General features: G+C 30.4%; 16 protein-coding genes and 1 tRNA gene. 13 read left to right on the top strand and 4 right to left on the bottom strand.

Annotated elements, in window-relative coordinates:
- Nucleotides 1-210 precede the first annotated feature (210 nt).
- The 6 genes from P3X86_RS18570 to P3X86_RS18545 all read left to right on the top strand — a co-directional run bounded on the left by P3X86_RS18570 (nucleotide 211) and on the right by P3X86_RS18545 (nucleotide 4,022).
- Nucleotides 211-1,224 carry a GerMN domain-containing protein gene (locus P3X86_RS18570; RefSeq protein ID WP_483294225.1) on the top strand — a complete coding sequence of 338 codons (1,014 nt, stop codon included), beginning with the start codon at nucleotides 211-213 and terminating at the stop codon, nucleotides 1,222-1,224.
- A gap of 131 nt (nucleotides 1,225-1,355) precedes the next feature.
- Nucleotides 1,356-2,090, top strand: coding sequence for a ribonuclease PH (rph, locus tag P3X86_RS18565; RefSeq protein ID WP_483294224.1), 735 nt, complete (start codon nucleotides 1,356-1,358; stop codon nucleotides 2,088-2,090).
- A gap of 11 nt (nucleotides 2,091-2,101) precedes the next feature.
- A complete protein-coding gene (rdgB, locus tag P3X86_RS18560; RefSeq protein ID WP_483294223.1) occupies nucleotides 2,102-2,731 on the top strand; it encodes an RdgB/HAM1 family non-canonical purine NTP pyrophosphatase in 630 nt (209 codons plus the stop codon).
- A complete protein-coding gene (locus tag P3X86_RS18555) occupies nucleotides 2,709-3,203 on the top strand; it encodes a metallophosphoesterase (protein WP_483294222.1) in 495 nt (164 codons plus the stop codon). Before rdgB ends, P3X86_RS18555 begins: the two co-directional genes overlap by 23 nt.
- Before the next feature lie 178 nt (nucleotides 3,204-3,381).
- A tRNA-Arg gene (locus P3X86_RS18550) sits at nucleotides 3,382-3,458 on the top strand.
- A 222-nt stretch (nucleotides 3,459-3,680) separates the two neighbouring features.
- Nucleotides 3,681-4,022, top strand: a complete 342-nt coding sequence (locus tag P3X86_RS18545; protein WP_483294254.1) for a M23 family metallopeptidase — start codon at nucleotides 3,681-3,683, stop codon at nucleotides 4,020-4,022.
- A 739-nt stretch (nucleotides 4,023-4,761) separates the two neighbouring features.
- Here P3X86_RS18545 and P3X86_RS18540 read toward each other — a convergent pair.
- Nucleotides 4,762-4,902, bottom strand: coding sequence for a hypothetical protein (locus P3X86_RS18540; protein WP_483294221.1), 141 nt, complete (start codon nucleotides 4,900-4,902; stop codon nucleotides 4,762-4,764).
- 436 nt (nucleotides 4,903-5,338) lie between these two features.
- On the opposite strand from P3X86_RS18540, the gene P3X86_RS18535 reads away from it, so the two are divergent.
- Nucleotides 5,339-5,851, top strand: coding sequence for a peptidoglycan-binding domain-containing protein (locus P3X86_RS18535; protein ID WP_483294220.1), 513 nt, complete (start codon nucleotides 5,339-5,341; stop codon nucleotides 5,849-5,851).
- Between the two features lie 69 nt (nucleotides 5,852-5,920).
- Here the strand turns inward: P3X86_RS18535 and P3X86_RS18530 are convergent, their stop codons facing one another.
- From P3X86_RS18530 to P3X86_RS18520, 3 genes are all read right to left on the bottom strand, one after another.
- The gene (locus P3X86_RS18530) at nucleotides 5,921-6,046 is read right to left on the bottom strand and encodes a hypothetical protein (protein WP_483294219.1); all 126 of its coding nucleotides are present in this window, start codon (nucleotides 6,044-6,046) and stop codon (nucleotides 5,921-5,923) included.
- Between the two features lie 319 nt (nucleotides 6,047-6,365).
- On the bottom strand, nucleotides 6,366-6,509 hold the full coding sequence (locus P3X86_RS18525) for a hypothetical protein (RefSeq protein WP_483294218.1): 144 nt from the start codon (nucleotides 6,507-6,509) through the stop codon (nucleotides 6,366-6,368).
- Nucleotides 6,510-6,918: 409 nt separating this feature from the next.
- The gene (locus tag P3X86_RS18520) at nucleotides 6,919-8,298 is read right to left on the bottom strand and encodes a TraB/GumN family protein (protein WP_483294217.1); all 1,380 of its coding nucleotides are present in this window, start codon (nucleotides 8,296-8,298) and stop codon (nucleotides 6,919-6,921) included.
- A 247-nt stretch (nucleotides 8,299-8,545) separates the two neighbouring features.
- Here P3X86_RS18520 and P3X86_RS18515 point away from each other — a divergent pair, with 247 nt between their 5' ends.
- The 6 genes from P3X86_RS18515 to P3X86_RS18490 all read left to right on the top strand — a co-directional run bounded on the left by P3X86_RS18515 (nucleotide 8,546) and on the right by P3X86_RS18490 (nucleotide 12,892).
- A complete protein-coding gene (locus tag P3X86_RS18515) occupies nucleotides 8,546-9,391 on the top strand; it encodes a hypothetical protein (protein WP_483294216.1) in 846 nt (281 codons plus the stop codon).
- Nucleotides 9,392-9,432: 41 nt separating this feature from the next.
- Nucleotides 9,433-9,597, top strand: a complete 165-nt coding sequence (locus P3X86_RS18510; protein ID WP_483294215.1) for a hypothetical protein — start codon at nucleotides 9,433-9,435, stop codon at nucleotides 9,595-9,597.
- 126 nt (nucleotides 9,598-9,723) lie between these two features.
- Nucleotides 9,724-10,743, top strand: a complete 1,020-nt coding sequence (locus P3X86_RS18505) for an FAD:protein FMN transferase (protein WP_483294214.1) — start codon at nucleotides 9,724-9,726, stop codon at nucleotides 10,741-10,743.
- A 128-nt stretch (nucleotides 10,744-10,871) separates the two neighbouring features.
- Complete coding sequence (locus P3X86_RS18500; RefSeq protein WP_483294213.1) at nucleotides 10,872-11,990, top strand: hypothetical protein; 1,119 nt, start codon at nucleotides 10,872-10,874, stop codon at nucleotides 11,988-11,990.
- Between the two features lie 12 nt (nucleotides 11,991-12,002).
- Complete coding sequence (locus P3X86_RS18495) at nucleotides 12,003-12,377, top strand: NusG domain II-containing protein (RefSeq protein ID WP_483294212.1); 375 nt, start codon at nucleotides 12,003-12,005, stop codon at nucleotides 12,375-12,377.
- Nucleotides 12,378-12,388: 11 nt separating this feature from the next.
- On the top strand, nucleotides 12,389-12,892 hold the full coding sequence (locus P3X86_RS18490; protein WP_483294211.1) for a Gx transporter family protein: 504 nt from the start codon (nucleotides 12,389-12,391) through the stop codon (nucleotides 12,890-12,892).
- Nucleotides 12,893-13,391: the final 499 nt, after the last annotated feature.

Here is a 13,391-nt window from a genome sequence, read left to right as displayed (position 1 = left end):
GAGCGTTGTACTGCAAATTTTATTTGTTAATGCAATAGCTCTTTTTTCATCTAAAAGACATATTGCAGTAAGATTATGCATATTATAAAAAAAGTGTACAAAGCCTGAATTATATAGATTCATCAAAGTTCCATTAATAATTCAGGCATAGTATTTGTTGTTGCTTAATATAATTTATATATAGTGTAGTAAATTCCAAGGGGGGATAGCATGAATATTAAGAAAATAAGCATATTTTTACTGTTAATCGCTATGATGGTATCTTGTATAAGTGGTTGCAATATTATTAATAAGGCAGATGATGTAAGTGACAATGAAGAAGATATCAAGGTAGTAAAAAGTGATGATGAATTTGAAGTAACAACTGATGAAAACATGAGAAACACAGTATTATACTATAAGAATGAAAATGGTTTTATAGTACCTGTTATGAGAAAAATACCTTGGGAAGAAGGAATAGCAAAGGCAGCGTTAAGAAATATAACGGATAGTCCTACAGTAAGAGAGGATATTAATGCAATAGGTTTAGAACCAATAATACCAGCAGGAGTAGGTATCAAAGGTATGTCTATAGACAAAGAAACAGGGGTATGTAATGTTGATTTTACAGATGATATATTGAACTATGATACTGAAGACGATGAGTACAATCTTGTTAAAGGTATTGTTTACACATTAACAGAGTTCCCATCAATTTCAAAAGTAAAGATATTAATCAATGGTAAATCAAATACTATGAAATTTGGAACAAAACTTTCTCAGGCTCTATTAAGAGAAGATATAAACTATATGGCTGCAGAAGGTGAGCATGCTTCAAAAGTTGTAGTATATTATAAAAGTACTACAAATGGAGAATATGAATATTATGTACCTGTAACAATACCGATACTTGCACCTAATGCTAATGTAAGTTCAGCACTTCAAGCTTTGTTTGATGGGCCACCTGAATTTTCAGGATTATACACAGATATACCAGGTGGAGTTGCTTTGCAAGGGATAGAAGTTAACAATAGTATTGCATATGTTGATTTATCAGTTGAAGATATAAGCTTATTGAAAGATCAAGCCACTTATGATGCTATGTCAACAAATATAGGTTTGACATTAGAACAGTTTAATGAGATTGCAGAGATTAAGATAATGATAGATGGCCAGACACTAGAAGAAGCAGGACTTGATTTAGTTGATGATAATGCAATTCCAGTATTCGCAAATGAATATTAAACAAAATGGGTAAAATAAAAGTGGCAGTAGCTGTCGCTTTTATTTTTTTGTATATTATTAGATATGTTATCTAGAAAAAAGTACAAACATTTGTTATTATATTAGTAATAAAGAAGATAGGAGAGAAATTGATGAACAGGATAGATGGAAGAAAATTTGATGAAAAAAGAAAAGCAAAAATAACAAGAGGGTATTTGAAGCACCCAGATGGATCGGTGTTGATAGAGATGGGAGATACCAAAGTTATATGTACAGCAATGCTTGAGGAAAAAGTGCCTCCTTTTTTAAGGAATACAGGAAAAGGATGGATAACAGCAGAATATTCAATGCTACCAGGTTCAACTATAACTAGAAAAGTGAGAGAAGCAAGTAAAGGTAAGTTAGAAGGAAGAACACAAGAGATAAAAAGACTAATTGGCAGATCGCTTAGAGCAGTTGTTGATCTAGATGCACTTGGAGAAAGAACAATTTGGATAGACTGTGATGTTTTACAGGCTGATGGAGGGACTAGAACTGCTTCTATAACAGGAGCATTTGTTGCTTTAGTAGAAGCACTATATAAGCTGAAAGAAAAAGGAGATATAGAAACAATACCTATCAAGAATTATATATCTGCGATAAGTGCAGGAATAGTTAATGGCGAGGCAATACTTGATTTATGCTACCATGAAGATTCTAATGCAGATGTAGACATGAATGTAGTAATGACTGGAGACGGAGATTTTGCAGAAGTACAAGGAACTGGAGAAGGTGACACATTTAATATGGGGCAACTAAACAAAATACTAACATTAGCTATAAAGGGAAATAAAGAATTGATAGAGCTTCAAAAAGAAGCATTAGGAGATATCTCAAATTACATATAGGGGAGAATAATATGATAAAACTAGTTGTTTCAAGTGGTAATCAACATAAAATACAAGAGATTAAAGAAATTCTTAGAGAACTGCCTATAGATATAGTATCGAAAAACGATGTCGGCTTTAAAGATTTTGAGGTAGTAGAAGATAAAAGTACGTTAGAAGGAAATGCAATAAAAAAAGCAGTTGAGCTATCAAGGAAAGTTGAAGGTTTAGTAGTAGCAGATGACACAGGACTATTTGTAGATGCGCTTAATGGAGCTCCAGGAGTATTTTCATCAAGATATGCAGGAGAAAACGTAACATACGAAGATAATAACAAAAAGCTCCTAAAAGAACTTGAAAACATTCCTATCAATAAAAGATCAGCAAAATTTAAAACGATAATAGCTATAGCTAAAAATGGAGAAATAATTAAAACTATAGAGGGTGAATGTAAAGGGAGGATAGCAAATACTAAATCAGGAAGCTCAGGGTTTGGGTACGATCCACTTTTTATTGTTGATGAATATAATAAAACATTTGCTGAATTAGGAGATGAAATCAAAAATAAAATTAGCCATAGAGCAAATGCATTAATAAAACTAAAAGGTGAGTTAACTGTGCTTTTGGGGGAAAATACTAATGAAGATCATTGTAGTAAGTGATACACACGGAGCAACGCATAAAGTGACATCTCTATTATCAAAGTTAGACGGAATAGATTTAGTGATACACTTAGGAGATTATTTAAAAGATATGGTTAAAATAGAAAATACTACAAAAATAAAGAATATAAAGATAAAAGGTAACTGTGATTTGTTTAGTGCTAATTTTGATGAAATAGAAGAGAAGGTAATAAAACTAAAAGATAAGAAGTTTTTGTTGACTCATGGGCATAGATATAGTGTAAAAAACGGACTTGGCAATTTATACTATCGAGCAAAAGAACTTGATGTAGATGTAGTGCTATTTGGACACTCTCATATTTCCTATAATGAAGTCCATGATGATATTTTGTTTCTAAATCCTGGTAGTCCGTCTATACCAAAGGGAGGGACAAAAGCAAGTGTAGCATTAATTACGATAGATGATATAATAAAAAGTGATATAATAGAACTAGAAGATTATAATATATAATAACTGTAAAGTAAGACATAGCAGAAATTAAGTTATATAGATAAAATCAGCATGACAACAATAGTGTAATATAGCTTTATAAAATTGACATATAAATGCAAAACTGTTATAATGGTTTATTGTCAGAATAATATTAAAGACAGAGATGTAATGTTTAATTTATTTTCTAAGAAGATATGCACCATTAGCTCAATTGGATAGAGTAGCTGGCTTCGAACCAGTTGGTTGGGGGTTCGAGTCCCTCATGGTGCACCATGCTAATGTAAGTGAAATAGCGAATCGTACGAATAGTGCGGTTTGCTATTTTGTTTTATATATTAGTCTTTGGGGACGATTTGGGGACAGAATTAGATAAACAAAAAAGGCTATTCCCCGAACATAATCCCTCCATTTTTTCAGCTGCTATTTTATCGACGGACTTCAATGAATGTGAGTAGATATTTAATGTAGTAGATGTGTGGCTATGCCTAAGACGTGATGACAAAGCTTCTACCTTTGATTGCACCTTTTACAGCCAAAGTTGTGTATTGCAAGGCTAACAGAGGTGGAAGCCATAAACGCGTGGGTAACTATCTAGTTCTCGGAGATATAAACAGCACCACACGAGTTATGTTTGCACACCTAGTCGAGATACCTAAACTGACTAAAAGACAAACAGTTAAACAAGGGGAGATAATTGCTCATACTAGAAATAGTGGAGAGTCAAAAGGAGCGCACGTCCACATGGAAATTCACCAAGAAGGATTCAAGTTCGAGAGTCAAGCCAAAAGAACACTGGGGGAAAGCACAGAGACAGAAGCTTATCGACAGGGGCATTGATATTAACGAAGGAAGATATGACGAACCAATGACACGTGCTGAGGGAATGCTCTTAACAATAAAACACTAGACAAAGTAGAAGAAATGATAAGCAGGGTAGAAAAAATGATAAACAAGTAAAAGATCACTAACAAGGCTAGTTAAAAACAACTAGCCTTTTAATAATGATACATTATAAATAAATTGAAGAATGTTGCATAAACATAATATCCCCCCGTACATAAATAAAGGAATTTAATAACATTTATAGAATAAAAAATAGTATGAAATGGTGTGAAAATGGTATAAATTTGGTGTAAAAATTGACTTGGGGGGATTTACAAATGTCGTACTTTATGAATACAGTACCTAATATTGAGGGAAACAAAGGATTAAGAATACCTCAGAAAGAATATACGCTATAATGGCAAAATCGCCTATATCTTTTAAATCAATTATCGGGGAAGATAATAAATTTAAGTAAAAGATATAAGCGACTTCTACACTAGCATATTACAATCAATAATCAATCATGTTAGGAAAAATGTTCCTACAAGTGATTATACAACACATCGAATCAGCAATTCAAGCAAGATACCGATACTTAATAAACGTGCAATAGGCGTGTAACAAACGTCTTATTTCTTTAACTTTCTTTGTCAATAATAAACAAAGCCACTCAAAGAGTGGCTTCTATTAATATTATAGCTTACATAACCAGTATAAGTATAGCATATAGGGCTAGCATAAGATAGTCTTTTTAATACGGCGGATTTTTTTCAACAAAAACAGTTGCGCTCCCTTCTATTAAATTTTCACGGTTGTTGCATTTGCAGGGGCCACAATACTTTCTACACGCAATGATAGAACTTGTACTGATTTTCTTTTTTAGATTCTTCATACAAACCCTCCTTTCCAATAATATCTAATTAAATTATACATTATATGGGTGAGAATGTAAATATATTCCAAATCGACAACTAACACTGAACTACATTAATGTTTATGTAAAGTAGCTTTTCTCTACAAAATAAAATCGCCTATATCCAGGTAATAGGGAAAAGAATAGGCGATTTATATAATAAACATATAATTCATACATATTAGGAATTTCCTAATAGAATAATTATAACATACCTAATTGGCACTTCAAGACTTAAAAATAAACATAATTGGTAAAAATACTTTAAAATACAAAGCTACAATGGCACTATAAAAGACAAGCTTATGCTAGTCTTTTCTCATACAATTAATTACATAAATTAAAAATAAAGGAATTAAAAATATAAAAATAGAACTCTATATAATAGTTAAAAAAATAAAGGGAGATGTTTTATATGAAAAAAAATAACAAAAGATTAGCATTATTATTTATTGTTATAATGACAATGGCATTTAGCAGTATTGCGACATATGCAAGTTCTGAGACTCATTTGCGGTCATGGCCACTTCTTAAACAAGGCCATAAAGGAACTAACGTTAGAACTTTACAGTATCTTTTAATATCCAAAGGTTTTGATTTATGCCCTGATGGCGATTTTGGCGGAGCCACAAGATCAGCAGTAAAAAGATTTCAGGAATTAAAAGGATTAAAACAGGATGGTATAGTTGGGAAAGATACATGGTCAAAATTAATAGTCCTGTTAAGGTACGGGGATCAATGCAGTGCTGTTAAAGGCTTACAGTATCAGTTGAGAATGAAATATGGGTATGGATTGACTATTGATGCAGATTTTGGACCTAGAACAGAACTTTGCGTTAAAGATTTTCAACGTAGAGTAGGGGTTGTGGCAAATGGCGAAGTTGGTCGTTTAACATGGTACTATCTTATCAGTGGTAGCGGATTCTAATATTAATAAAAGTGAACCAAAGAACAACCAAGACTAGCATATGCTAGTCTTTTCTAATACTTTTATGTATTACCAGTCAATCAAAACAGATGATCTCCCTTGTAAAAAATCTGTACGTTGTTTGCAATTGCAGATACACGGCATGCTACACCCAACGATAGAACTTGTGCTAATTTTCTTCTTTAGATTCTTCATACAAACCCTCTTTTCCAATAATATCTAATTAGATTATACATTATATAAAAAATGTAAATATATTCCAAATCAACAATTAATACTTAACTACATTAATGTTTATGTAAAGTAGCTTTTTTCTACAAAGCAAAATCACCTATATCATTTTATCTAAGTAGGGGCAAAGGCAAAAGATATAGGCGACTTCATACACTAGCTAATATATTACTCATCATGTTTAGGAAGAATGTTCCTACAGTGATTATATAACACATCTAATTAGTAATTCAAGCAAGATTACAATGCTTAACAAACATGCAACAGATATGTAATGAACGTCTTATTTCTTTAACTTTCTTTGTACACGTACAACATTTAGAACAGCATTAAACAACTCTTGCACTTGTTCCATTTCATCAGATGTCAACCCCTCGCCATCCAGTGTCAAATCATTTTCAAACAGTTCATTTAATTCAATATTCAAGTCAAAACCCCCTTGTTGAATATGTAAAACAAAAGCCACTCAAAGAGTGACCTTTATTTATATTATGCTTACATGACCAGTATAAGTATAACACATAGAATAGCTAAAAAACAGTTGGTTTACATAATTTTTAGTCATTAAGAAAACTTGAAACTAGTCACGTATGAAGAAATACGCTCCTATCTTCAAGATTTTTTATTCCTTAAACTTCACAAATTTTGGAACAATCAAGTAAAAAAATACTTGTTCATAAATTAACTCTGTAAAAGTTAATACTTAGGCAATAATATCTGCTACATATATTAATAATGAGTTAACAAAAATTAGGAATTAACCGTTTAAAAATAGAGATTGGGCTTATATCCTTCCCAATCTCATTTGCTATCTTAATTCTAAGTCTCAATTAAAACTATTTAACAACTTCTACTTTATAACCTTCTTTAGTAAGATTGGCAATTACGGTATTGTCTAGCGTTAAGTGGCCAGAACCTATTACTACCATATATGTTTTAGACTCTTTACTGTCAAGAAGTTTAATTATTTTTTCAGCCATACCTTTATCTCTTTTTCCAAATAACATTTTTGAAAATTCATCTAACTCACTAGAGGTTGAGTCATTCATTCCTTTGAAGAAAGTTGTAAACTCTTCTGTATTTCCATCTATCCAAAGTTCTTGTAATTTCTTTATTGACTGGGCAGAATCTTTTTCATCAGAATCTCCATCTTTTTTATCAGAAAGTATTTCATCTACTGCAACTGAAAGATATTTTTCCTTAGTTTCGTCGCTTAAGGAATCGAATAATTTTACTTGAGCCATTAATCCTTCAAGTTCAAGTATTGGCTTTCCATTAATAAGCGCTTTTGATAATAAATACATATCAACTCCAGTAGAAGCTGCTGTAGTAATATCAGATTGATTTTTGGATTTTGTAGATGACACAATAGTTAAAGTGCTAGCAATAGACCAAGGTTTAAATTGAGTCATTGTCTCAGGAAGATTGGCCTTTTTTAGTGCTTTCAAGCATTTTTCATAAGTGTCTTTACTAACGTGGTCTTTTAATGTTGTTCCATCACTATACATAGAGTATTTTTGAGCTTCAACAACAGCTTTCGTATTCGTTAGGTTAGCTTCAACTATCAAAGCATCAGATTTGTTAAGTGCTTCTGTTATTCTGCTGTTAACTGGGTACATATCATAAGTTCCAACATGTATAGAACCTAATAAATAAATAGTAGTATCATTATTTGACACTTTCCATAACAAACCTTTAGAACCTTTATCTAGAGAACTATATGTATCAAGTATAAATCTTGTAGCTAAAACAACTGCTTCCTGTGTAGTGCATGATCTGTCTAACTCTAATCCTTTACTAGTACCTTTTATTATTTTTCTTTCTTGCATATATGACAGTGCACCATTGCTAGTATTGAGTTCTTCTGGTAGTTTGTACTTTGCTAAAGAATTGAATAAGTTAATTAATAGCGCTTCTCTAGAAGTACCTGCTTTTTTTGTAGAATTAAATTCTTTATTTTCTTCTAGTTTTAAACTTTCCAGTTTTTTTGCAGTTTTATCTATGATATACTGCATTCTTTCTTCGCTTATTTTAGACTTAAATCCATCGTAATACCATTCTGATGAAAAAATACCTAATCTTTCAGCTTCATTTAGGGTTTCTATTGCCCAATTGCTTATTTGAGGAACTCGAGTTTCTTGAGCAAAGCAAGGGAAAACATTAATTACTATAATCGCTATTAATAGTAAACATAACAGTTTTTTATTCTTTCTCATATTTCTCTCCTTTAATTTTTATTTTGCATAGCAAGCTTTGCATTTTAGTATAATTCACTCTTTATAAAATGTCAAGTATAATTGAAATTTTCATCAATATTAATTGAAAAAACCAATTATAACAGTCTATTATCTAAATGACTTTGTCATCAATCTAAGAGTGTTTAACACAAGTCCAAAAAAGTGAATAATATATAGTAGTATTACTAACGAATGAGTCAACAAAAAATAGGCAGGAGTGAAAAAGATGGCTGTTAAATTATTTATATTGTTGATGATATCAGTGTGCGTATATGTAGTTTTTGCTGTCAAGAGCTTTAAGAATATACCTGTTGACTATGATATAAAATTTATCAGACGAATATATTACTGTTATTCACTAGTGTGGATAATCGTCTTTAATATAATGTTCTATGATATCATAAAAACGGTGCAAATAATAAGAGTTAGTGCAATAATGTCCACGCAATTTGCAGTAAATGTGTTTATAGTATCGACAGTATTGTTTATAGGCTGTCTAATATGGGAATATTTATTTATCTCGTGTAAATCAATTAGGATATTTAGATTCAAAAACCTTGCATTAAAGCTTGAGCGAGAAGAAAGAGAAAAAATAAAAAGTATTGCATACTATGGAAGATTTGTAAAACGTGAAAAAGATACTCTTTATGCAGTGTTAAATGCAATGCTTGAAATGGAAGAGTATATTAACCAATATATAAAAGAGGAAGATTTAAGCCCGTATGTATGTTATGAAAAAATATTAAAAGAGTATAAAAGTAAAAGAAAGAATATTGATGTTAATGTATATTATGAAAACACAAGTCAATTTGACTTGATGAAAAGACAACTAGGCTTAACAGAACATCAACTATCTTCAATCATATGTACAATGAATATATTCGGATTTTGCTCAAAAGATGGATTTAGAAAGAAGGATTATATTTTTGGCAAAATAGAAACAAAATATTTACCAGAAAACATTATAGTAGTATTAAGAAGCAAGCATTTAATTGATAAAGAGTTTCTCATATTATTTGACATTATTAATTATTTTGAACTCAGACTTGAATTAGAGATGCTTAAAATGTAGAAATGATACAATACTGACGTAAGAAGGGGTGTGTTATTTTGATGACAGATGACAGAAAGAGCAATCTTGACAAAATGGTTATTATAGCTAAAAGTAAAACGTGCAACGCATACAAAACAAAGCTTAGATTTGCTTCGAATTCAAAAGTATTAAGTGATAGAAAAGCATTAGAAGGACAAAGAGCATTAAAAGAAAGTTTTATTTAATACCTATTAGTGGTATAATTTATTAAGGAGCTGTAGTTTTTATTAACAGCTCCTTTAAATTTAAGTTAGTAGTAAATAATAATAGTGAAAGCTAATATAATTATACTTTTCATAAGGAGGAATAGTATGAAAAAATTCGGAATAATACTAATTGTTTCATTATTAGTTTTTGTTGGATGTGATAGACAGCCAATAAAGCCAATAGCTAAAAAAAATCTATTGCTAGGAACAATAGTAAATATAAAAATATACGATGATGTAGATGATAAAATATTTAATGAAATATTTACTAGACTAGAAGACATTGAAAATAAAATGAGTGTTAATATAGAAGATAGTGAGGTATCAATGATTAACAAACAAGCGGGAAACAGTGCGATTAAAGTTTCAGATGATACATATTATGTTGTTAACCAAGGAAAAGAGTTTTCAAAGATGTCAAATGGTAGATTTGATATTAGTATATTACCATTAGTTGAGCTTTGGGGTATAGGAACTGAAAAAGCAAAGTTACCTGCTAAGGAACAAATACAGCAAAAATTAGCATTAATTAATTATAGAGAGATAATAACCAACGATAGTGAAAAAACTATAAAACTAGATAAGAGAAATATGGCGTTAGATTTAGGAGGAATAGCAAAAGGTTTTGCAGCAGACGAAATAATAAAAATCTTAAGTAAGCATAAAATTAAAGGTGCAATTATAGATTTAGGAGGTAATGTAATAGTATATGGAAGTAGTCCAAATAACAAATATTGGGGAATCGCTGTACAAAACCCTTTCAAAAATAGAAACAATTATGTTGGTATAATATCAGCAAATAACAAATCTATAGTTACATCTGGTATTTATGAGAGAAATTTTGAGTATAGGGGTAAGGTTTATCATCATATATTGGATACTTACACAGGTTATCCAGTAGAAAACAATCTAGCAAGTGTTACAATAATTAGTGACAGTTCAATACAGGCAGATGCATTATCTACGGCAACATTTTCAATGGGGCTTGATAAGGGAAGGGAATTTATTAATTCAATAGATAATGCTGAAGCATTGTTTATAACAAAAGATTCGAAGATTTATATTACAAAAGGCCTAAAAGATAACTTTGAACTTGTAGACGAGGGATTTGTGCTTATAGAATAAAATATACTAAATATTTAAAAAGGCTGGTGGAATTGGATTTTATCATTTATAATTATATGTAATAATATACTGTAATTTGGCATTATAGTTAGCCGTATGTAAATATGGTTTGTTAAGGGCGGTGTGGAATGATAAAAATTGTAGAGGTGAAATCAAAAAAGCAAATAAAAGAATTTATAGAAGTGCCTTTTCATATATACAAAAATGATCAAAATTGGGTACCACCACTAAGAAGAGATGAATTAAAAAAGTTGATGGGTATAAATAACCCGCTTTTTACACAAGGTGAACATGCCTTATTTATTGTATATAAAGACGGTAAAGGTGTAGGAAGAATAATAGTTGGAATAGAAGAAAAACTGAATAAGAGCAAGAACAAAAGAGAAGGATATATAAGTCTATTTGAATGTATAGAGTGTGAGCAAGTGTTTAAGTTGTTACTACAAACGGCAGAGCAATGGCTTAAAACTAGAGGGATGAAAACAGTTGTAGGGCCTATATCACCGACAAAAGGTGATGATTCTAGAGGTATTTTGGTTGAGGGATTTGATGGACCTCCAGTGATTATGAATTCGTATAACCCTAAATTTTATGGAGAATATTTTCAGACAAACAGATATAATAAATACAGAGATTATTTAGCGTATTATATTGATACAAGTAGTATGCCTATAGAAAGATATAAAAGAGTAGTAAAATATGCTAAAAAGAGATACGGATATTATGTTGAAAAGATGAATTTAGACGATGTAGAAGGACTTGCAAACGATCTTAAAAAAATCGTGGACTTATCACTTCCGCAGGCAGAACATAGAATCCCACCTTCAAAAAAAGATTTGATGGCAGAAATCAGAAGTCTTAGAAAATATGCGGATAGGGATTTGTTACACATTGCAAAATCAAAAGAAGGAGAGCCAATAGGCTTTGCAGTAGCAGTGCCTAACTATAATGAAATTCTAATAAGAATGAAAGGTAGATATTTTCCTTTTGGTATATTAAAATATCTATATTATAAAAATAAGGTGAAAGGTGTTAGGGTTTTCATACAACACGTGATACCAAAATACAGAGATAAAGCTGTCAACGGAGCAATATTTTATAACATGATTATAAAAAGTATAGAAAAAGGTTATACCTATGGCGAAGGATCTACAATAAATGAGCACAATAAGAAATCTATACTTAGTGTAGAAAAATTAGGTGGGAGAAAATACAGAGTCTATAGAATGTATAAAAAAGACTTATAAAGTAGGGATTAGATGAAGAAATTAGATATAATAATAGTAATTGCTGTAATATTTGTAGCTGGTTTATTTTATATAGTTAATAACTTAATAAATAGTGATTATGATTTTAACATAGTAAAAATAACGGTAGATGGTAAGTTATATAGAGAAATAAAATTGAAAGATAATAATAATGAGAAAATAGTTATAGAAAAAAATGGACATAAAAACATAATAGATATAACAGGTAATGAAGTTAGAATGATACAAGCTAATTGTAGTGATAAGGTATGTATTAAAATGGGAGCAATAAGCGAACCGGGAGAAATGATAGTATGTCTACCTAATAAAGTCATTATAGAAATACAAGGTGATAAAAAGAAAGACATAGATGGATTAACATATTAGAGGAGTATAACATGAGTAAAACAAGGAAAATGGTATTTTTATCATTGTTGGTGACTGGAGCGATGATACTTAGTTATATAGAAAACAGTATTCCAATAGGTTTTTCATATTTAGGAGCAAAGTTAGGATTAGCAAACATTATGAGTATAATTGCATTGTACTTATTCGGTTTTAAAGAGGCGTTAAGTATTGTATTTCTAAGAACGTTTTTAACTGATACCTTATTTGGATCAATGGCGAGATTTTTATTTAGTATTTCAGGAGGAGTACTTAGTGTATTGGCTATGTTTATAGTATTGAAAATAGCTAAAGATAAAATGAGTATTATAGGGGCAAGTGTAGTAGGTGCAGTTTTCCATAGTATCGGGCAAATAATTATAGCATCAATAATAGTCAAGAATACTGGAATAATAATTTTACTACCATATCTTGGAATCATATCGGTTGTTACTGGATTATTTGTAGGTATTAGTGCTCAATATATTATATACAAATTGCAGAAAATATATAGTTAAAAGGTGTTTAGCGATTTATGAATCTAGATTGTAAACATATACAAAAAACAGAAAAAATGTGGTATAATAGCAATATATATAAACAAAGGAAGGTTACATGTCATTAAAGCGTTTTGTCAACTATAAAAGAGAGCATTATCCACAATGTTATGAGTTCAAATAAAATTATGCAATAATGAGAAAAAAGCTCTTACGATTACTTAGTAAAAAAACATAAACCCAACTGATTTTCCACAGTTAGTTGGGTTTATTATATTGTAGTTCTGTTTAAATTTTGTTAACATATAATCTTTGTTTTCTAGAACTATAATTTTTAATAAGATTTTATTCGCCCATATAACCTAATATTTTAGACTGGTCAACAATCCATTTATTTATTCCCAAAATGGCAAATATACTTATAAAAATTGCTAGAAACATGAATCCACCACGCTCAAATAAAATCATAAATACACCTTCTAATAATATGTTATATAATACTAATATTTAATATATAAAG

The organism is Abyssisolibacter sp. ZYX002 (genome assembly GCF_056892235.1).
Note: the sequence above shows the minus strand (reverse complement) of the source record. Positions and strands in the feature narration are given on the sequence as shown.